We start from the raw sequence: 18,952 nt of genomic DNA on the forward strand, positions 1-18,952 counted from the left end.
GATCCCTACTGGTTCAGCACGCTCGACCACTGGCTGGTGTACGTCGCCTGGTTCGGCTCGAAGGAGACGCGCTGGTCGATGGTGCCGTCTCGTTCCTCGAAGGCGGCGACGTACGACTCTTCGAGCGACTGGCCGTAGGCGTCGTTGAGGTACAGCGTGCCGGAAGTCTCCGCGCCGACGATGTCGCCGACGGCCAGGTCGGCCATCGCGGGCCCCTGAAGCAGGTCGGACGGGGCGGTCCGGAAGATGTAGTCGTTGTCGTCTAAGTCCGTGACGTTCGGGTCCGTCGACGACGGCGAGATGCCCACGACGCCGTTCGGGATGAACACCTGATCGGACACCTGGAGGTTGACGTTCGAGGAGGCGGGACCGACGACCGCTCCGAAGCCCGCGTTGACGAGGGCGTTCGCGCCGGAGATGCCGGCCTGCGGGTCGGTCTGGGTGTCCTCGACTCTGGTCTCGACGTCGACGTTGATGTCGGCGTCGTTGACCTGCGTGGCGGCCAGCAGCGCGCCGTCGCGGATCGGTCCGCCGAGCGGCCCGAGGTCACCGGTTTCCGGCATCAGCACGCCGACGCGCGCGGTGAACGAGTCGACGCCGACCGGGTCCGCGGCCGTCGCGTTCCGGTCCTCGTCGGAGAGTTCGTTCCCGAACTCGACGGTGTCGAGGGTGACAAGTTCCCCGTCCTGGAAGTCGGTGATGTCGTACGCGGCGGTGGCCATGTCGCCGTTGACGTCGAAGTTGACGCTGGAGGACGCGCCAACGTAGTGGACCGGGTCGCCCGCGGCGACCGTCTCGACCGCCTCGGGGAGGTTCGAGGGGCCGAACTCCTCGCCGCCGGGGTTGGCGACCGTGCGGACGCGGTCGCGGATCGCCTCGCCGCTGTTCTCGCCCGCGGCGGTGGCCGCGAGGATCTCGACTGCCATGGCGTCGTACGCCTGCGAGGTGAACACGCCCGGCTCCTCGTCGTACTCCTCCTGATACGACTCGGCGAAGAAGTCGGCCCCGGGGCCGCCGGCCGAGGGTGCCGTGCCGATGACGTTGTTCATGTCGTTGTCGACCTCGCCGGGGAGGTCCCCGTCGATCAGCCCGTCGGGGACGATGATGTCCAGATCCGGCGCGCTGTCGGCGAACTCCGCGTAGAAGTCGCGGAACAGCTGGATGCCGGACTGCGGGAACCCGACGACCATCACGGCGTCGGGGACGGACGCGGAGTCCCCGCCGTCGCCGCCGTCCTCGCCGTCCATGCCGTCGTCGCCGTCCTCGCCGTCCATGCCGTCGCCGCCGTCCTCGCCGTCGCCGCTCTCGGTCGAGCAGCCGGCGATCCCCGCGATCCCGACCGCACCGGCACCTCTGAGTACGTCGCGTCGCTGGATTCTTCGCGTCATTCTGTGACGGTATACCATACGAGTCGTTATAAGTGTATCCACGGGCACAAATACGACACCGCGGGCAGTCGAACGATCAGACCGGACTGCTTCCCGTCTACCGCGTTTTTACGGCCGGTTCGCTCAGCGAGGATCGGGCGCGGAACGCGCTTCGTTCCACGGGCGTGACAGGAAGGGCGTCCGCGGCTGGAGGGGATCCGTTACAGAAACGAGGTCGCCGCCGCGGTCGCGGCCACGACCGGCCCCCTGCTCGTCGCGTCTCAGTACCCCTGCGCGTTCCCGTCCTTCCGGGGTTCGGTGGCGGCCGAGAGGACGCCCTTCCGGTTCCGGGCGATCTGCGCGCCGCCGAACATGACCGGCGAGAGCGTCCGCACGTCGTGGTCCTTCCGGACCAACTTGGCCGCGGCGTCGTCGTCGAAGTGCGGTTCGAGCGCCAGTTCGCCGCTCTCCCGGTACCGCCACCGCGGCTCGTCGAGCGCCCGCTGGAGGGGCATCTCGTAGTCGACGAGGTTCGAGATCACCTGGACGTGGCCCTGCGGCTGCATGTAGCCGCCCATCACGCCGAACGCCGCCCAGTCGTCCTCGTCGAACTTTACGACGCCCGGGATGAGCGTGTGGAAGGGGCGCTTGCCGGGTTCGAGTGCGTTCGGGTGGTCCGGGTCAAGAGAGAACGACGCCCCGCGGTTCTGAAGGGCGATCCCCGTGTCGCCCGCGACGAGGCCGGAGCCGAAGCCGGCGAACCGCGAGTTGATGTAGGAGACGACGTTGCCGTCCTCGTCGGCGACGGTGAGGAGGACGGTGTCGGCGTCCTCGGCGTTCGCGTTCGGCACGCCGAAGGAGACGTCGTGCGAGGCCGTCTCGCCCACGCCCGCGGCGCGCTCGGCCGCCCACTCCTCGGACGCCAGCGGCGGGATTTCCTCGTACTCGGGGTCGGTGATGTAGCGGTGGCCGTCGTGGAAGGCCCGCTTCAACGCCTCGGCGAAGTAGTGGACGCGCTCCGGGGAGTCGTAGTCGTACTCGCCCGCGCCGAGTTCGGACGCGACGTTGAGCGCCTCCAAGGCGATCAGCCCTTGGTTGTTCGGCGGCAGTTCGTACACCTCGGCCCCGTTGTAGGTGGTCGACACCGGGTCGGGCCACTCGACCTCGAAGTCGGCGAGGTCGTCGACGGTCATGAACCCGCCCTGCGACTGGACCTCCTCGGCGATCGCCTCGGCGATCTCACCCTCGTAGACCACGTCGGCCCCCTCCTCGGCGATCCTCCGCATCGACTCGCCGAGCCGGGGGAGCGTCACCGTTTGACCGATCTCCGGCGGCTCGCCGTCGAACAGGAACGCCTCGCGGGCGTGGTCGTCGGTGAACAGCGCGTCGGCGCTCGCCCAGTAGGAGGCGATGACCTCCGACACCGGGTAGCCCTCGGTCGCGTAGCGGATGGCGGGTGAGAGCGCGTCCGCGAGGCTCAGTCGGCCCAGTTCCTCGACGGTCGCCTCCCAGCCCCGCGCCGTCCCGGGCACCGTGACCGCGTGCGGGCCGTAGAAGGGCATCCCGGCCTCGCCGGCGTCGTCGACCGCGTAGCCCCCGTCGTCGGGGTAGTACGAGTCCGCGTCGTCGTCCTCGGCCAGCGCGGCCCGGACGTTCTCGATCGTCGCGTCGGCGGGCGCGCCGCCGCACGAGCGCATCGCGCCGACCTCGCCGTCGGCGGTCCGGTACAGCGCGAACACGTCGCCGCCGAGCCCGGTCGAGGTCGGTTCGACGACGTTGAGCGCGGCCGCGGTCGCCACCGCGGCGTCGAACGCGTTGCCGCCCTCGCGTAGCACTTCGATCCCCGCCTCGCTGGCGAGCGGCTGACTGGTCGCCACCACGCCGCGCTGCCCGTACACGGTCGATCGGCGCGACGTGAATCGGTCCAAGTCTGGCTCCATACACACCCGTCCGGCGGCCGGGAGAATAAAGCCCCGACCGGATGTGTTCGGTGTCTCTCCCGACCGCCCGGTTCGGGCATCGCCCGCCGTGACGCGCGGGCGTTCAGGAGTGCTTCGCGGCGAGGACCTCGATCTCGTCGATCTGGGGGTCTTCGACGAACAGCTCGTCGGCGCGGTCCAGCAGCTCCGCGGCGATCTCGCCGTCGAGGTGCGCCTGTCGGCCATCCTCGTCGGCCTTCTCTGGCTTCGCTTCGAGCCGTGCCTGAAGCGCGTACTCGGAGTCGGACATTCCGACAGGTCGGAGGGCTGCGACGCGTAAAACCCCCGTGACACCGGGTATCCGGAAACAGCGGAGCGGTCGCCTCGGCGCTCCTCGCCGCCCCCGCGTCACCCCTCGAACTCGGCGTAGTGACGCACCAGTCCGCACTCGGGGCACATCACCGTCGTCAGCGACTTCCGCTCGTTCATCCCGAGCTTGCCGAGCAGTCCCGTCCGCTTCTCGCCGGTCCTGACGTGCGCGTTCCACGCGTCGTCCATGCCGAACTCGACCTCCTCCATCGTGACGCCGCAGTCGGGACAGCGGTGGTCCATGGGCGGCGAGTCGCGCGGCGACCCCAAAACGGTTGGCTCACTTCGGTCGGAGTTTGAACAAGCGCTAAACGCTCCCGCACCGTACGTCGGGACATGAATCGACGACGGGCGCTGACGCTCGCCGGCGCGGCCGCGGTCGGCTCGCTCGCGGGATGCGCCGGCGGCGGCTCCGGCGAGTCCGGCGGCGAGGGCGGGCAGCCGCTGCGGGAGCATCCGGCCGCCGCGGGGCTGGACGGACTGCCGCGCCGCGGGTCGCTGGACGGACACGCGATCCTCACCTTCGAGGACCCGTCCTGTACCAGGTGCCGGGCCTTCCACGAGGAGGTCGTTCCCCGGATACGGTCGAACGTCGTCGACCCGGGTGAAGGCGCGTACGTGCTCCGCACTTACCCCGTCGTCTACCCGTGGGGCGAGTCGGCGACGCAGGCGCTCGCGTCGACGCACGTCCGGAGCGAGCCGGCGTTCTGGTCGCTGCTCGACCACTACTTCGCCACTCAGGGGCAGTTCGACGCGGACAACGTCCTCGACCGGACCGAGGCGTTCCTCGACGCGCAGACCGACCTCGACGGCGGCGCGGTCGTCGCCGACGCCGCGAACGAGGCCCACGACGAGGCGGTCCGGGGCAACCTCGACGCCGCCGACGCCGCCGGTCTCGGGCGGACCACCCCCGTCGTCCTGCTGTTCCGAGACGGGGAGTACGTCACCTCGGCCAACGGGAGCGTGAGCTACGACCTCATCGCGGAGACGCTCGGAGTCGACGGCTGATGGGCGCGCTCGGCCGCGGCGTCCGACTCCCGACGGGGCGCGACGACCTGCGGCTGATGGGCCGGACCGCGCGGCTGGTCCTGACGGTGCCGGCCTACGCCGCCGTCGCGGTCCTCGCGGCCGCCCTCTCCCTGACGGCGTTCGTGGCGTCGCTGAACGTCGGGTTCGTCCTCGACGTCGTCGTGGGCGGGTCGCTTCCGCTCGGGAGCCGGCTGACGATCCTGAGCGAACTCTACCCCTTCGTGGGCACCTCCTTCGGTCCCGCGCAGGGGAGCCTGCTCGTCGTCGTGGCGCTGTTGACCGGCCTCGACGTCGCGATGGCGACGTACCACTTCCGCGAACACGGGCTGGACCTCCGACAGGGCGGTGCCGGTGCCGCGGGCGTCGTCCTCGGAACGCTGGGAGCGGGCTGTGCGGCCTGTGGGTCGGCGGTGCTACTCGGACTACTCTCGCTTCTGGGCGTCTCGACGTCGCTCCTGTTCCTCCCGCTGGACGGACTGGAGTTCGCGCTTGGCGCGCTCGTCGTCCTGACCCTCTCGATCTACTGGCTCGCCGACGGCATGCGCGGCGGGGAGATCAACGGCTGTCCGGTCGACGTGTAGTCGGGGGAGATCGTCCGTCGCTCGGTCGCGTCGACCCGCGTTCGCGTGGAGTGAAAGAGGCCTCGGTACTCATAGGGCTCGTCGCCGCCGGGTGCCGAGTCCGGCTCGGAGCGGTGGTTCGTCATCGGCCGCTCGTCGGTAGCGGCGGAGACACCTAAAAAGGCCCGACCGTGTCGCGTCCCGGCCGTCGCCGCCTCAATGCGACGAGCCGGCGTACGCGTTCCAGCGGTCGGTCCCGTTCGCTATCCGGCGGGCGTCCGACGGGTCGAACGTCCCCGCCGCCTGCGCGACCGCCTCGGCCGCGGTCGGCAGGTCGTCTGGACCCTCCTTCGCGTCGTCACCGTCCGAATCGGCGGACGGCTCCGATCGATCGATACGTCGCTCGGTCTCGGTCGCCTCGCGCGTGCTCGGACCGCCGGGACCGGTCGTCGTCCCCGCCGTCGAGCGTGCGTCAGTCGTGTACTACGGGCGGCACGTATCACTTCACGGGCGTATCCTTCATAATTGTTTATGTTGGTATGAGGATCGCCGGTCGCGCTGGCTACCGGGCCGACCGCGCGGTGACTACTAGGCCGGCCACGCGGTGACTACCAGGCCGACCACGCGGTGAGCGTCTCGTCGCGGGCGTACACCCGCTTGAGGTCCTTCGCGTAGGCGAGGTCGCCGGGGTGATCGAGCTTCTCGTGGCGGTACTCGGGGGCGTCCTCGCGGATCTGGAGCCCCTCGACGGTGAACTGCTCCTCGCCGAACTCGACCGTCTCGTCGACGGTGAACTCGTAGTCGCCGGGGACGTTCACGCGCAGCGAGCGCGTCTGGTCGGCCTCGCCGTCCTTCGGGTGGAGCGTGACGGGCACGGCGACGTTGTCGACCGCGCGGGTCCACAGCGTCTCCACGTCGGTGATGTCCGCCTCCTCGACGCGCTGTTCGGGACCGAGCTCGACGTCCGTGATCCGCACCTGCATCAGCGCGTCGTCGGTGTCGACGACGAACTCCTCGCCCGTGCCGACGTCGCCGTCGGCGGGGACGTCCATCCGCGTCGTGAACGAGTCGCCGTCCTGCGAGACGACGATCGTCACGGAGACGGTCTCTTCCTCGGGAATCCCTGACTTGTGCGTGTGATCGCACTTGGTACAGCGCACGGTGGCCTGCCCGCCGGGGCTGAGGACCTCGTGGACGGTCGGCTCGGAGGGCGAACACGACGGACAGGGGAGCCCGACGCGCGCGCCGGCTTCGGTGTCGCTCATTGGGCGCTCGTACCCGCCGCGCCCGTAAATATCCGCCCCTGTGCGGTCGGTGTGGGCCGCGCTCGCGTGGCGCGCGGCGGACGCCGGCCCTCGGCCCGCTTCGACCGCGGAGCGCCGCGCGGTAAGGAAACTGGTTTACCGGAGTCCGCGGAACGGTCGCCCATGATCGTACCCGGGTCCAGCTCCCAGCAGCTCGCGGCCGCGCTCGCCGAGGAGACGGGCCGGTCGCTCGCGACGCCCACCTACGACCGGTTCCCGGACGGGGAAGGGCTCGCCGCGGTGCCCGACTTCGACGGCGGCGAGGCCGTGATCGTCGCCGCGACCGACTCCGACGAGGCGTGGGTCGAACTGCTCCAGCTACAGGACGCCGTCCGCGAGGCCGGCGCGACGGACGTGACGACCGTGATCCCGTACATGGGCTACGCGCGGCAGGACGACTCCTTCGGCGACGGGGAACCGGTGTCCGCCCGCGCGATGGCGAGGGCCATCTCCACCGGCACCGACCGCGTCCGCCTCGTCAACCCCCACGAGGCGACCGTCGCCGACTTCTTCGACGTGCCCGTCGAGGCGGTCGACGCCGCGGGGGTCCTCGCCGAGCCGCTCCCGACCGACCTCGACGACCCGCTCTTCCTCGCGCCCGACGAGGGGGCCGTCGGCGTGGCCGCGGCCGTCCGCGACGCCTACGGGACCGGCGAGACGGACTACTTCGAGAAGCACCGCGACCGCGAGACGGGTGCCGTCGCGGTGTCGCCCTCCGACGCCACCGCGGCCGACCGCGACGTGGTCGTCGTCGACGACATCATCGCCACCGGGTCGACGATGAGCGAGTCGGTCGCCGTCCTCACCGACCGCGGCGCGGCGCGGGTCCTCGCCGCCTGCGTCCACCCCGTCCTCGCGGCCAACGCGGTGACGAAGCTCCGCGCGGCCGGCGTCGACCGGATCGTCGGCACCGACACCGTCGAGCGCGGCTGTAGCGTCGTCAGCGCCGCGCCCGCCGTGGCCGACGCGCTGGATCCGGCCTGATCAGTCGGTCGTCTCCGACGAGTCCGTCTCCGCCCCGCCGATCCGTCGGATCTCCTCCGCGGGATTTCCCCCGACGACCGTCCGGGCCGGCACGTCGTCGACGACGACGGCCCCGGCCGCGACGACCGCCCCGTCGCCGACCTCGACCCCCGGAGTGATTACCGCCCGCCCCCCGATCCAGATGTCGTCGCCGACGGTCACGGGGTCGCCGAACTCCCGGCCCGCGGCGCGCTCCTCGGGGTCGATCGGGTGCGTCGACGTGTAGACGTGGACGCCCGGCCCGAGCAGGCAGTTCTCGCCGAACGCGACCGGCGCGGCGTCCAGGAAGACGCAGCCGTAGTTCGCGAAGAAGCCGTCGCTGACCCCGACGTTGTACCCGTAGTCGCAGCGGACCGGCGGCTCGACGACCGCGTCGCCGCCGACCTCGCCGAACAGCTCGCGCAGCAGCCGCTCCCGCCGGTCGGTCTCCGTCGGCGCGGTGGCGTTGTAGCGGCGGCAGCGGTCGCTCGCCCGCCGGCGGTCGGCGACGAGCTCCGGGTCCGTCGGGTCGTACGCCTTGCCGGCGAACATCCGCTCTTTCTCACGTCCCATACGCCACGCGCCGCGGCGAGCGACAAAGCTCTGTCCGTCGGGGACCGACGACGCGCCCGGCCCGACGCCCGAGGGGCCGTGCCCGCGGGCGCTCCGCTCAGACGATCCTCATCATCCGCGTCTCGAACTTCCCGACGCGGACGCGGACCCACCCCGCGAGTTCGGCGTCGAGGTCGGGATCGTCGGTGTCGACGTGGAGCGCACGCACGTCGTCGAGCTTGGCGCGCGACGCGACGATCCGGAGGTCACAGCGCCGGATCACGGCCGGCGAGATCTGGGGGTTGCCGCGGCCGAAGACGAACCCCTGCCCCCCGATGGGCGAGACGACGATCACGTTCTCCTCGCCGAGCGCGCCGAGAATTTCCGCCTCCGTGGCGTCGCGGGCGATCACCTCGCCGTCACGCCAGAGGTCGACGCCGATCGGCGACGGCTCGAAGCCGAGTTCGTCCTTGATCGCCCCGACGGTGGATCCCGGCCCGAGGACGAAGGTGACGCCCTCGCCGTCGCGCTCGCGGATGTCGGCCGCGACTCCCTCCGCCAGCGACTCGACGGTCCCGCTCGCGGTCTGTTTCGACGACTGGAGGTCGTCGGCGACGGGGACGTGTGCGACCCCCCGAAGCTCCGGGTGGACCTCCCCCTCGCGGTAGGCGTCCTCGTCGATGTCCATCACCTCGCGGCGCTCGGTCCGCGAGAACGACGCCGCGACCTCGGCGGCGTCCTCCGGCGACACCGCGAACACCGACGAGTACACCTTCACGCCGGCGGGGACGCCGAGCATCGGCACGTCGCTCCCCTCCAGCGCGCCGGCCACGTCCGCGGCGGTCCCGTCGCCCCCGACGAACAGGACGAGGTCGACGGGGCCGGCGTCGTCGGGGCCGCTCTCGCTCCCGCTCTCGTCGAGCCCGGCGAACGCCCGCACGACCGCCGCCGTGTGGGTCGCGGTCGTTTCGGTCGGGTCCGGCGTCGCGCCGTCGAACGGGTCGACCACGCGGACCGGGTCGAAGCTGGCCTCGCGGGCGATCGACTCGCCCATCGGGTCCCCGGCGACGGAGACGCGCGTCTCGGGGGCGACGGCGGCCAACCGGTCGAGCGTCCGCTTCGCCCGGTCCGGGGCCCGCGGCTCCGCGCCGCGCTCGACCGCCTCGGCCACCTTCCCGTCGGTTCCCTTCAGTCCGACGCGACCCCCCATCCCGGCGACCGGGTTCACCGCGATCCCCACGTGCATGCCCGACGTTCACCGCGCCGGCCTCTTAAGCGAGACGCGTCGGACCGAGGCGGAGCGGCGGAGCGGCGTCGCGCGTCGACGGCTCACCGGACGACACATAAAGCCCCCCAACAACCGGACACGGGAACCAACCGATTCCCGCTCCTTCGTCAAAGTGCCGATGGAGTGAGCCCGCCATCGGCGCGCGAACAGCTCGTCTCACCGGGACCGGATCCCTTCAGTGGAAGCTGCCACACGCCCACGCCGCCCGGTTCCGTTTTCTCGCGACGCGACGCCGTGACCCCCGCCCCGACGGCCGACCCGCTCGGATGTCCGTCTCGCCCGAGAATCAATACTTAAGACACCGCCAGAACAACGGCGAATCATGATCCTCGAAGCCGCCGTGACGGAGCCGTTGCCGATAAGCGAGACCGCGACCGCGGTCCTGCTCGCGAGCCTCGCCCTCGCCGTCGTGTGGGTCGCGTACCTCTACCGCTGAACGGCGTCCCCCGCCGCCGGCCTACTCCGCCCGCTTACTCCGCCCCGCCCGCTTACTCCGCCCGCTTACTCCGCTCCGCCGACCGACTCCCGCTCCACCGCGTCCGCGTGGTCGCGGACCCACGCGGCCGCGCGCTCCACCTCCGCCTCGTCCTCGCCCGTGAGCTTCACCGTCACGACCTGCCCCGGGTACGAGCCGACGCGCACGTCGAACCGCTCGCGGAGCGACGCGAACCGGTCGAGCAGTTCGCTCTCCGGCTCGTCGACGTCGACGGTCGCGACGTGGGTCCGCGTCCCGGCGAACTCCCCCTCGACAGACTCGAACATCGCCTTCATCTCGCCCGGGACTCCCGGGAGGACGTAGACGGACTCGACGACGGCCCCGGGGGCCACGCCCGCCTCGTTCCGGAGCGGCCGGCAGTCGACGGGGAGGTGCGTCGTCTCCGCCGCGAGGTCGCCGCCGCTGTACCCCCGCTCGGCGAGCCACGCGGCCGCCTCCTCGTTCTCCTCGACGCCGCGCCCGAACGCGGCCGCGACCGCCTCCATCGTCACGTCGTCGTGCGTCGGTCCGAGTCCGCCGGTGACGATCACCGCGTCGTACTCGGCGTGGTACTCGTTGACTACTCGCGCGATTTCGGCCACCTCGTCCGGCACGACGGTCACCCGTCGGACCCCGACGCCCCGGGCGTCGAGGCGGTCGCAGAGCCAGGTCGCGTTCGTGTTCTCGGTGTCGCCGACGAGGAGTTCGTCCCCGACGGTGACGACGGCGGTGTTCATACCGACTCAAGCGGCGCGCGGTAGAAAAGGACCGCGGCGCGGGCGCGCTCCGGTGCGGCCGCGCTCGTCAGAGCCAGCCGTCGTCATCGTCGTCCTCGTTGACCCGCAGTCCGAGGTCGCGGCGGCGGTCGCGGAGCGCCTCCAGCTGTCGCCGGAAGTAGAGCGTCCCCGCGATCGCGGCGACGACCGCGACGGCGAGGATGACGCCGAACACCAGCAGGTCGCCCTCGCGGTACGACTGGACGACGACCGACCCGCTCGTCACCTCGTCCCAGACGATCCGGTCGCGGTCGCCGACCGTCTCGACCGCGTGGTCGCGCGGCGACACGTGGCCGACGATCGGCGCGTCCGTGCTGAAGCCCGGCGGCAGCGTCACCGCGTACGACCCCTCGACGTACGCGCGCATGGTGAAGCGGCGCGGCGAGCCGTCGCCGGCGAACGCGAGCCTGCCGCCGGCCATGTCGTCGGCGAAGCGGATCCACGTCTCGTCGGTCGTCCGCTCGATCTCGCCACCGCGGGCGCGGAACTCGCTCCCGTTCACCACCTCGCCGTCGGGGTACTGGTACCGGAGCGCCTCGAACTCCATCGGCTCGTCGCCCGAGTACGGCGTCTGCTCGTAGAGGCGCAGCTCCTCGCGGTCGCCGATCGCGTACACGACGGTGTACGTCGCGTCGGTCGAGAGGTCGAACGCGGCGTCCCGGTCCGTGTCGAAGTCGTACTCGCGCGGCGGCTCGGCGTCGAGGGTCTCGTTCGTCACCTCGCCGCCGCCGGTCGCGTAGCCGAGACAGCCGGCGCTGACCGCGAGGAGGGCGATCGCCGCCACCGCGAGCGCGAAGCGTCGGTTCACGTGTTCAACTCACCTCAGACGACACAGCGCATCTCGGCCGGGAGGTACGAGCCGATCGCCGCGAGCAGCCCCGGCGGGTCGGTCCCCTCCGCGCAGACGATGCTCTGTTCCAACAGACCGAGCCGCTCGACGGTGACGATGTCCTGCGCGTGGCCCGCGCGGTTCACCGTCGCGCGCGTCTCGCCGCGCGTCGCGGAGTTGACGTTCACCCGGCCGTCGCCGCGCTGCCAGTCGTACAGGCGGTCGCGCTCGGCGTCCGCGAGCCGGGAGGGCTCCGCGTCCTCGTCGCCGGCGTCGCCGCCGTAGACGAACCGCAAGGGGAGGTGCTGGACGAGACCGAACCGCTCGACGACCTGCTCCGGCGAGCCGACGCCGAGGCCGAGCTCGTCGGCGGGGACGAACACGTCGACGCCCGCGTCGAGGGTGAAGCCCACGTCGTCCCACGATTCGAGGGTACCGACGTACTCCTCGCCCGCTTCGAGACCGCCGTCGTGGGCGACGACCTCGCCCCACGTCTCCGCGAGGACGTTGCGCGCGACCGTGGCGTCCTCGCCCGTCACGTCCACCTGAACGAAGTCGTCGTCGCGGACGCCCACCTGCCAGTCGACGTCGAGGTCGCCGACGTCGTTGGCCACCAGCGAGTTCATGCCGTCGAGCGCGCGGTCGCGGGCGTCGCCCTCGACGTAGCACTTGGTTGCGAGGACGACCATCAGCCGGTCACGTCCACGTTGAGTTCGTCGCGGAGCTTCCCGATCCGCTCGTCCATCGCGTCGCGGAGCCGGTCGTTGTCCATCGCGTCGAGCGGCGAGCCGCACTCGGGGCACTCGAAGCCGAAGTCCATCGCCTCGCCGAACTCGAAGCGGATGGAACACACCTCACAGAGGTAGAACTCGTGGGTGCGCTCGTACTCCTCGCGCTCTTCGAGGGCGTCGAGCAGCCGGTACATCTCCTCTTGGAGGTTCTCCGGGATGTTGTCGTAGTGGAACGTCCACAGGTACGTGAGCCACCCGGAGTCCTCGTCGCGGACGCGGCGGTACGTCGCCAGGTCGTTCTCGTACAGGATGAACAGCGCGCGCCGCACGTCGTTGAGCTCCAAGCCCAGCTCCTCGGCCAACTCCTCGTCGGTGACCTCGCCGTCCGGCGGCGCGGCCGCGACCGGCATCCCCGTCGGCCCCACCAGCTCGTGGAGGTACTTCTGGATGACGGGGTCGTTCAGTAGATCCTCAAAAGCCATTACGGAAATCTGGTGGCGGAAACCGGTTAAAAGCTCCGAAAGGCGCGGTCGCGGCCGCCACGACGCGCCGGGCGATCCGGTGCCCGGAATCGCGTTCCCGGCCGCCGGCGATCGCTCCGCGCTCGCGGACCGCCGCCGCTCGCTCCGCGCTCCCAAGCCGCCGGCGACCGACCCGCGGGTTCGGCAGAGCTTTACCGTCCGTGGCTCACACTCGCTGGTATGACCGACTCGGTCGACGGCGGCGGGCGTCGCGCGCTCGGTGCTGTCGCGCTCCTCGCGGTCCCCGCCGTCTTGGCGGCGGTCGCGCTCGTCCCGCTCGCCGCGCTGCTCGGTCCGGGCGGGATCGGAGTCCTCCCGGTCGGCGGGCTCGGCGGGCTGCTCGCGGCCGTCGTCGTCGGGCCCCCCGGCTCCGCGCTCCTCGGGCCGGTCCTCGTCGACCGCCGGATCGCGCGGCTCCCCGAGGCCGATCTCGACGACCGCCGCGCCGGCTTCGTCGCCGACCGCGTCGAGCGGCTCGCGGCCGACGTCGGCGTCGACGCCCCCGAGGTGACCGCGGTCCGCGCCGACGCCGCGAACGTCGCCGTCGCGGACGGCCACCGCGGCTCCCGGCTGGTCGTCTCGACGCGGCTGCTCGGGCTCCCAGAGGCCGACCGCGACGCCGCGCTGCGTCACGCCCTCGTCAGGCTCCGGACCAAACAAGCCATGCTCACGACCGCGACGCTGCCGGCGCTGGCGGCGGTCGAGACCGCGGCGCTGCTCGCGACGCTCCTCGTCGGCCGCCGCGGGGACCGCACCGCCGCCGACCGGCGCGTCAACCGGATCCACGGGTACGAGCCGGACCGCGAGCGCGTCCCGTCGTGGGCCTACGTGATCGCCGGTGTCCTGCTCTGGCTGGCGCTACTCCCGGCGTGGATCCCCGCGACCGTCGGCGACCGGCTCTCCGTCGCCGGCGGGCGCAGCGCCGCGGACGCGCTCGTCGCCCGGAGCGGGACCGAGGAGCGCGAGGGGCTCGGGAACGCGGTCGCGTTCGCCAGCGACGCCGCTGGCGCGAGCGACTGGCCGCCGCTTTTGGACCGCCTCTCGCTCGTCTCGATGGCCGACGCGGAGACGGGTCGCGTCCGCGGGACGAGCCGGCAGGAGGCGCGGACGCGGCTCGCTCGGCTCCGGTCGAAGCGCGCGCTGTAGGCCGCCGTCGCCCCGCGCTCCGCTCGCCGGTGCCCGGATCAGGGGTATGCCGGGACCTCCAGCCGAACGGTCGTCCCGTCGTCGCCCGTGTCGACGTCGAACTCGCCGCCCGCCCGTCCGACGACCCAGTACATGAGCCAGATGCCGAGCCGGTCGGCGTGGGTCAGCGACGTCTCGCCAACCTCCAGCACCCGCATCTCGTGGTCCGGGATCCCCGGGCCGTCGTCCGCGACCTCGACGGCGATCCAGCCGTCGGAGCGCCGTTCGACGCGCACGTGAACGGAGGGGTTCGCCGCGTCGTTGTGTTTCACCGCGTTCTCGACCGCCTCCTCGATCGCCACCGTCAGGCCGACGACCGTCACGTGGATCGGGTCGCCGTCCGGCAGCGACAGCGTCACCGTCGCGTCCGAGTAGCGGCGCTTCGTCCGGTCCCGCAGGTCAACCAGCCGCTCGGCGAGGTCGATCGGAGCGTCCAGTTCGGTCCCGTCGAGCGTCTCGTTGATCTTGCGGACCGCGGCCGCGATCCCCATCAGGTCCTCGGCCGTCTCCGAGATCACTTCCAGCGACTCCCGCTGGGACTCGTCGCCGATCTCGCCGCGCAGGAGGTCCGCGTACCCCTCGATCAGGTTCATCTTGTTCCGCAGGTTGTGTTTGAGCACCCGCGTCATCACCTCCAGGCGGCGCTCCCGGATCTTCCGGTCGGTGATGTCGGTCTGGAAGCCGACGTAGTGGGCGACCTCTCCCCCGTCGTCGCGGATCGGCGATATCGTCACCTGATTCCAGAACTTCTGGCCGTTCGCCCGGTAGTTGAGAATGTCGACGGACACCGGGCGCTCCTCGGCTATCGCCTCGCGGATCGCCGCCCGCGGCTCCGCACTCGTGTCTTCCCGTTGAAGGAACCGGCAGTCCTCGCCGAGCTTCTCCTCGCCGTGGCCGGTTGTCTCCTCGAACCCGCCGTTGAGGTAGACGAGCGGGTTGTCGTCGCCGTCGGTCGCCTCCGCGAGGGTGATACCGACCGGCGACTCGTCCATCGCCCGCTCCTTGAGCCGGAGTTCGTCGACGGTCTCGGAGAGCCGGACCGATGTCGACCGGCGTTCGACTAAGTTCTCGACCCGCGAGACGAGCCCCCGGCGGCTCGTCGGCAGTTCGATCACGTCGTCGACGCGGTCCCACGCGCGCTCCTTCGCCGCCGATCGCGTGTCCCCGCTCGCCAGCAGCGCGAACGGGAGGAAGGCCGGGTCCGCGCGCTCCCGCCGCGGCTCGATGCGCTCGCGGACGCGCTCGAACCCCGCCTCGTCGAGGACGCAGCAGTCGAACGCCTCGTCGATCGCCGCCGCCTCGGTGGCCGTGTCGACCGCGTACCGGTCGCTCAGGGCGTCGACGAGCAGCTCGCGGTCGCGCCGTCGGTGTACCAACAGCAGCACGCGAACGCCGTCGTTGGGCTCGGGCGGCGCTGTGGACTGCGCCCCTCCGAAGATGTCATCCGAATTCGAGCCCATCTCTGTTAGAATTACGACCCACATCCACTAAGAGGTACGGAAAATTCGAGTCGACGGCCGCGACCATCGACGGCGAGGCTCGCCGCCGACGATCCTCCCCCGGCCGCCACACACGCTTATGCCCGGTCGCCGAGTACGCAGCGAACATGACTCAGTCGTCACCCACTCGGCTCTCGACCGGTATCTCCGGCCTCGACGAGGTCCTGTCCGGGGGACTCATCCGAGAGCGAAGTTACATGATCCGCGGACAGGCGGGGAGCGGGAAGACGATCCTCAGCCTCCACTTCCTCGCCGCCGGGGCCGAGCGCGGCGAGACCGCCCTGTTCATCAACCTCGAAGAGGACGTGGGCGACCTGAAGGCGAACGCCGAGGCGCTCGGGTTCGACACCGACGCGATCGAGTTCCTCGATCTGAGTCCCGGCGCGGACGTGTTCACCGACGACCGGTCCTACGAGGTGTTCGCGCCCGAGGAGGTCGAACGGGAGCCGATCACGGAGCGGATCGTCGAGGGCGTGACCGCGGTCGACCCCGACCGCGTCGTCGTCGACCCGCTGACGCAGCTCCGGTTTCTCATGTCCGACGACTACCAGTTCCGCAAGCAGGTCGTCGGCTTCATGCGCTTCCTGAAAGACCGGGACGCGACGGTGCTGTTCACGGTCCAGGACACCGAGGCGCTGCCGACGGACGACCTCGAGTTCGTCACTGACGGTACGATCCGACTGGACAGGGCGGGGTACGGCAAGACGATCGCCGTTCCGAAGTTCCGCGGATCGTCGACCCGGAGCGGGGAACACGCCTATCGGGTCACCGACGCGGGCGTCGAGGTCTACCCCGCCTTACAGCCCGGCGAACACGAGGCCGAGTTCGACTTCGAGCAGATCTCCTCGGGCGTCCCCGAGGTCGACGCGCTGCTCAACGGCGGGATCGAACGCGGCACCGTCAGCATCGTGAGCGGGCCGACGGGCGTCGGCAAGACCACTCTCTCCACGCAGTTCATGCGGGAGGCCGCCGAACACGGCGAGCGCTCCGTCATCTACCTGTTCGAAGAGAGCGAGGAGACGTTCCTCAGCCGGTCGCGGGCGATCGGCGTCCCGGTCGACGAGATGATCGAACAGGGGACCCTGCAGGTGACGGAGGTGGAGGCGTTGGAGCGGTCGCCACAGGAGTTCGCGCGGATGGTCCGGGAGGAGGTCGAATCGCGGGACGCGAAGATCGTGATGGTCGACGGCATCGCCGGGTACCGGCTGACGCTCCGCGGCACCGACGGAACGATGCTCCAGCAGATGCACGCGCTGGGCCGGTACCTCAAGAACATGGGGGTGACGACGATCCTCGTCGACGAGACGCGCAACATCACGGGGGAGTTCCGGGCGACGATGGAGAACATCAGCTACCTCGCGGACAACATCATCTTCCTGCGCCACCTCGAACTGGACGGCGAACTCCGGAAGGCGATCGGCGTGTTGAAAAAGCGGACGAGCGACTTCGAGCGGACGATCCGCGAGTTTCGGATCACCGACCGGGGGATCGAGGTCGGCGAGCCGATGTCCGAGCTACGGGGCATCCTGAGCGGGACGCCGGAGGCGGTCGACGGCAGTCGAGGGTCGCCGCGACGCGACGACGACGAGCGCTGAGCGACCCTCCCGTCGCCTCGGATCAGTTCCCCGCGTCCGTCGTCTCGTCGCCCCTGCCGCCAGCGCCCTCATCGTCCGCGCCCCCGCCGTCCGCGCCCTCACCGTCCGCGTCGATGACGGTTTTCCCGGTCGCCTCGGGGACGACTCGGCGGTCGGCGTCCGCCCACTCGCGGTCCAGTTCGGTCCCGTCGAACAACCGGTCGAGGAACACCGCGAGCCCGGCGACCTCGGAGTGCGGCTGGTTCGTCACGCCCACGTTGAAGTCGGCGCGCTCGTACAGCGCCCACGGCACCTTCTCGCCGCCGACGACGACGAGGACGTCGCGGGGCGCGGGCGGCGACCCGCCCGCGGTCGCGTCGTCGAGGCCGGCCGCCTCGCGGACCTCTCCCTCCACGTCCTGGACGCGCTCGCCGTACATCGTGAGGTGAACGACGACCCCGTCGAAATCGCGGACGATCGCCTTCTGGTCGTCGCGCAGTTCGACGGCGAAGGGGCCGCCGAACCGGTCGGTGATGTCGCGGACGGTCTCCGCCGACTGACCGGCGTTGTCGGGGAAGATCACCCGGTCCGCGCCGAGCGCCCGCGCCGTGAGCCCCACGTGCGTCGTCATGCGGTCGTCGCGCCCCGGCCGGTGGCCGTACCGGAGGACGACGACCTCGCGCGCGTCGTTCATGCCACGCGATGAGAGACCGACCCGGGTGTCGCTTTCGATGCGACCGCGCGGTCGAGCCTCACCGCGGCGTCCGGTCTGATCCGCATCTGTGGATCAATTCCGAGACACGATCGTTGAGGTGACCACGTAACTGGAAGTTTCATGTGGGAGGCGGTCGCGGTGTGACCCATGACGAGCGTCAAGGAGTTCCGCGTCGACGAGCCGGCGACCGCCGACGGACTCGGCCGGGGGCGGTTCGTCTTCACGGACGCCTACTCCGTGTTCGACTGGGGGCAGATGCCCGACGCGGTCCCGAACAAGGGCGCGAGCCTCTGCGCGATGGGCGCGTTCAACTTCGAACTGCTGGAACGCGAGGGGATCCCGACCCACTACCGGGGGGTCACCGATCCCGGCGCGGGGGAGAGCGCCGGCGGCGACGACGGGAGCGACGCGCCGGCGGCCGTCCCGCTCGACGAGGCGAGCGCCCCGCCGACCGAGATGGCCATCGACCTGACGCAGGTGCCGGACCTGCCGTACGACGGGCCCCACGCGGGCTACGACTACGACGCCTTCCACGCCGCGGGCGGCGAGCACTACCTCGTCCCGCTGGAGGTCGTCTTCCGCAACCGGGTCCCGGTCGGCTCCAGTCTGCGGCGTCGCGCGACTCCGGCGGAGTTCGGGCTCGGCGACCGCGCCGGCCTCGACCCCGACGAGTGGCCCGACGGGCCGGTCGACCTCCCCGAGCCGGTCGTGGAGTTCTCGACGAAGTACGAACAGCAGGACCGGTACCTCACGCGGGCGGAGGCCGACGAGATAGCGGGCGCGGCCGACGTCGACGCGCTGGAGTCGCTCGCTCGCGACGTGAACCGCGTCGTCACCGAGCGCGCCGACGCGGCGGGGTTCGTCCACGAGGACGGGAAGATCGAGTGCCTCTACGCCGACGGCGAGCTCCGCGTCGCCGACGTGGTCGGCACCTTCGACGAGAACCGGTTCTCCTACGGCGGCCGCGGCGTCTCGAAGGAGGTCGTCCGCCAGTGGTACAAGGCGAACGACCCCGACTGGGTCGCGGCCGTGAAGGAGGCGAAGGCGGCGGTCGCGGACCGCGACATCGACGACTGGCGCGAGCTCTGCGAGCCGGACCCCGTCTCCCTCCCGCCCGAAGTCGTCGACGCGGTCTCGGACCTGTACGCGGCCGGGACGAACGCCTACACCGAGCGCGACTGGTTCGACGCCCCCGATATCGAGGCGGCGCTCGACGCGGTCGACGACCTGTAGCGCCGCCGGGGATCACGGGTGCCG

Annotated in this window: 19 protein-coding genes; 6 read left to right on the forward strand and 13 right to left on the reverse strand. The window is 71.2% G+C overall.

Annotated features, from left to right (window positions below; translation table 11 throughout):
• Positions 1–5: 5 nt before the first annotated feature.
• From NAF06_RS09280 to NAF06_RS09295, 4 genes are all read right to left on the reverse strand, one after another.
• Entirely contained in the window at positions 6–1,388 is a 1,383-nt protein-coding gene (locus NAF06_RS09280) for an ABC transporter substrate-binding protein (RefSeq protein WP_008584031.1), read from the reverse strand.
• A 260-nt stretch (positions 1,389–1,648) separates the two neighbouring features.
• The gene (locus NAF06_RS09285) at positions 1,649–3,307 is read right to left on the reverse strand and encodes a gamma-glutamyltransferase family protein (protein ID WP_008584030.1); all 1,659 of its coding nucleotides are present in this window, start codon (positions 3,305–3,307) and stop codon (positions 1,649–1,651) included.
• A 103-nt stretch (positions 3,308–3,410) separates the two neighbouring features.
• Complete coding sequence (locus NAF06_RS09290; RefSeq protein WP_008584029.1) at positions 3,411–3,596, reverse strand: hypothetical protein; 186 nt, start codon at positions 3,594–3,596, stop codon at positions 3,411–3,413.
• A gap of 98 nt (positions 3,597–3,694) precedes the next feature.
• Positions 3,695–3,898 carry a hypothetical protein gene (locus NAF06_RS09295; RefSeq protein WP_008584028.1) on the reverse strand — a complete coding sequence of 68 codons (204 nt, stop codon included), beginning with the start codon at positions 3,896–3,898 and terminating at the stop codon, positions 3,695–3,697.
• Between the two features lie 93 nt (positions 3,899–3,991).
• Here NAF06_RS09295 and NAF06_RS09300 point away from each other — a divergent pair, with 93 nt between their 5' ends.
• Together NAF06_RS09300 and NAF06_RS09305 are read left to right on the forward strand one after the other, a co-directional pair.
• Complete coding sequence (locus NAF06_RS09300; RefSeq protein WP_008584027.1) at positions 3,992–4,663, forward strand: DsbA family protein; 672 nt, start codon at positions 3,992–3,994, stop codon at positions 4,661–4,663.
• Complete coding sequence (locus NAF06_RS09305; protein WP_008584026.1) at positions 4,663–5,265, forward strand: hypothetical protein; 603 nt, start codon at positions 4,663–4,665, stop codon at positions 5,263–5,265. The genes NAF06_RS09300 and NAF06_RS09305 overlap by 1 nt, the downstream gene beginning before the upstream one ends.
• 587 nt (positions 5,266–5,852) lie before the next feature.
• Here NAF06_RS09305 and NAF06_RS09310 read toward each other — a convergent pair.
• On the reverse strand, positions 5,853–6,509 hold the full coding sequence (locus tag NAF06_RS09310) for an HVO_0476 family zinc finger protein (protein WP_008584025.1): 657 nt from the start codon (positions 6,507–6,509) through the stop codon (positions 5,853–5,855).
• 162 nt (positions 6,510–6,671) lie between these two features.
• Here NAF06_RS09310 and prs point away from each other — a divergent pair, with 162 nt between their 5' ends.
• Complete coding sequence (gene prs, locus NAF06_RS09315; RefSeq protein WP_008584024.1) at positions 6,672–7,532, forward strand: ribose-phosphate diphosphokinase; 861 nt, start codon at positions 6,672–6,674, stop codon at positions 7,530–7,532.
• Here prs and NAF06_RS09320 read toward each other — a convergent pair whose 3' ends face one another.
• The 6 genes from NAF06_RS09320 to NAF06_RS09345 all read right to left on the reverse strand — a co-directional run bounded on the left by NAF06_RS09320 (position 7,533) and on the right by NAF06_RS09345 (position 12,683).
• Positions 7,533–8,123: a maltose acetyltransferase domain-containing protein gene (locus NAF06_RS09320; RefSeq protein ID WP_049908759.1), complete on the reverse strand. Its 591-nt coding sequence runs from the start codon at positions 8,121–8,123 to the stop codon at positions 7,533–7,535.
• 97 nt (positions 8,124–8,220) lie between these two features.
• Positions 8,221–9,348, reverse strand: a complete 1,128-nt coding sequence (locus NAF06_RS09325) for an ATP-NAD kinase family protein (RefSeq protein WP_008584022.1) — start codon at positions 9,346–9,348, stop codon at positions 8,221–8,223.
• A 543-nt stretch (positions 9,349–9,891) separates the two neighbouring features.
• A complete protein-coding gene (locus NAF06_RS09330) occupies positions 9,892–10,602 on the reverse strand; it encodes a competence/damage-inducible protein A (protein WP_008584021.1) in 711 nt (236 codons plus the stop codon).
• A 67-nt stretch (positions 10,603–10,669) separates the two neighbouring features.
• The gene (locus tag NAF06_RS09335) at positions 10,670–11,449 is read right to left on the reverse strand and encodes a DUF5803 family protein (RefSeq protein ID WP_008584020.1); all 780 of its coding nucleotides are present in this window, start codon (positions 11,447–11,449) and stop codon (positions 10,670–10,672) included.
• Positions 11,450–11,463: 14 nt separating this feature from the next.
• A complete protein-coding gene (locus tag NAF06_RS09340) occupies positions 11,464–12,159 on the reverse strand; it encodes a DUF2110 family protein (protein WP_008584019.1) in 696 nt (231 codons plus the stop codon).
• Positions 12,159–12,683, reverse strand: coding sequence for a transcription factor TFIIE subunit alpha (locus tag NAF06_RS09345; RefSeq protein WP_006630446.1), 525 nt, complete (start codon positions 12,681–12,683; stop codon positions 12,159–12,161). The genes NAF06_RS09340 and NAF06_RS09345 overlap by 1 nt, the downstream gene beginning before the upstream one ends.
• Before the next feature lie 219 nt (positions 12,684–12,902).
• Here NAF06_RS09345 and NAF06_RS09350 point away from each other — a divergent pair, with 219 nt between their 5' ends.
• A complete protein-coding gene (locus NAF06_RS09350; protein WP_008584018.1) occupies positions 12,903–13,868 on the forward strand; it encodes a hypothetical protein in 966 nt (321 codons plus the stop codon).
• A gap of 38 nt (positions 13,869–13,906) precedes the next feature.
• Here NAF06_RS09350 and NAF06_RS09355 read toward each other — a convergent pair whose 3' ends face one another.
• Positions 13,907–15,367, reverse strand: coding sequence for a PAS domain-containing protein (locus NAF06_RS09355; protein ID WP_008584017.1), 1,461 nt, complete (start codon positions 15,365–15,367; stop codon positions 13,907–13,909).
• A gap of 146 nt (positions 15,368–15,513) precedes the next feature.
• On the opposite strand from NAF06_RS09355, the gene NAF06_RS09360 reads away from it, so the two are divergent.
• Positions 15,514–17,001, forward strand: coding sequence for an ATPase domain-containing protein (locus NAF06_RS09360; RefSeq protein ID WP_008584016.1), 1,488 nt, complete (start codon positions 15,514–15,516; stop codon positions 16,999–17,001).
• A 22-nt stretch (positions 17,002–17,023) separates the two neighbouring features.
• Here the strand turns inward: NAF06_RS09360 and NAF06_RS09365 are convergent, their stop codons facing one another.
• Positions 17,024–17,674 carry a tRNA (cytidine(56)-2'-O)-methyltransferase gene (locus tag NAF06_RS09365; RefSeq protein WP_008584015.1) on the reverse strand — a complete coding sequence of 217 codons (651 nt, stop codon included), beginning with the start codon at positions 17,672–17,674 and terminating at the stop codon, positions 17,024–17,026.
• A 168-nt stretch (positions 17,675–17,842) separates the two neighbouring features.
• Between NAF06_RS09365 and NAF06_RS09370 the strand changes: the two genes are divergently transcribed.
• Positions 17,843–18,928: a phosphoribosylaminoimidazolesuccinocarboxamide synthase gene (locus tag NAF06_RS09370; protein ID WP_008584014.1), complete on the forward strand. Its 1,086-nt coding sequence runs from the start codon at positions 17,843–17,845 to the stop codon at positions 18,926–18,928.
• Positions 18,929–18,952 lie beyond the last annotated feature (24 nt).

The sequence above is a fragment of the Halorubrum hochsteinianum genome (assembly GCF_023702125.1).
GTDB lineage: Archaea > Halobacteriota > Halobacteria > Halobacteriales > Haloferacaceae > Halorubrum > Halorubrum hochsteinianum.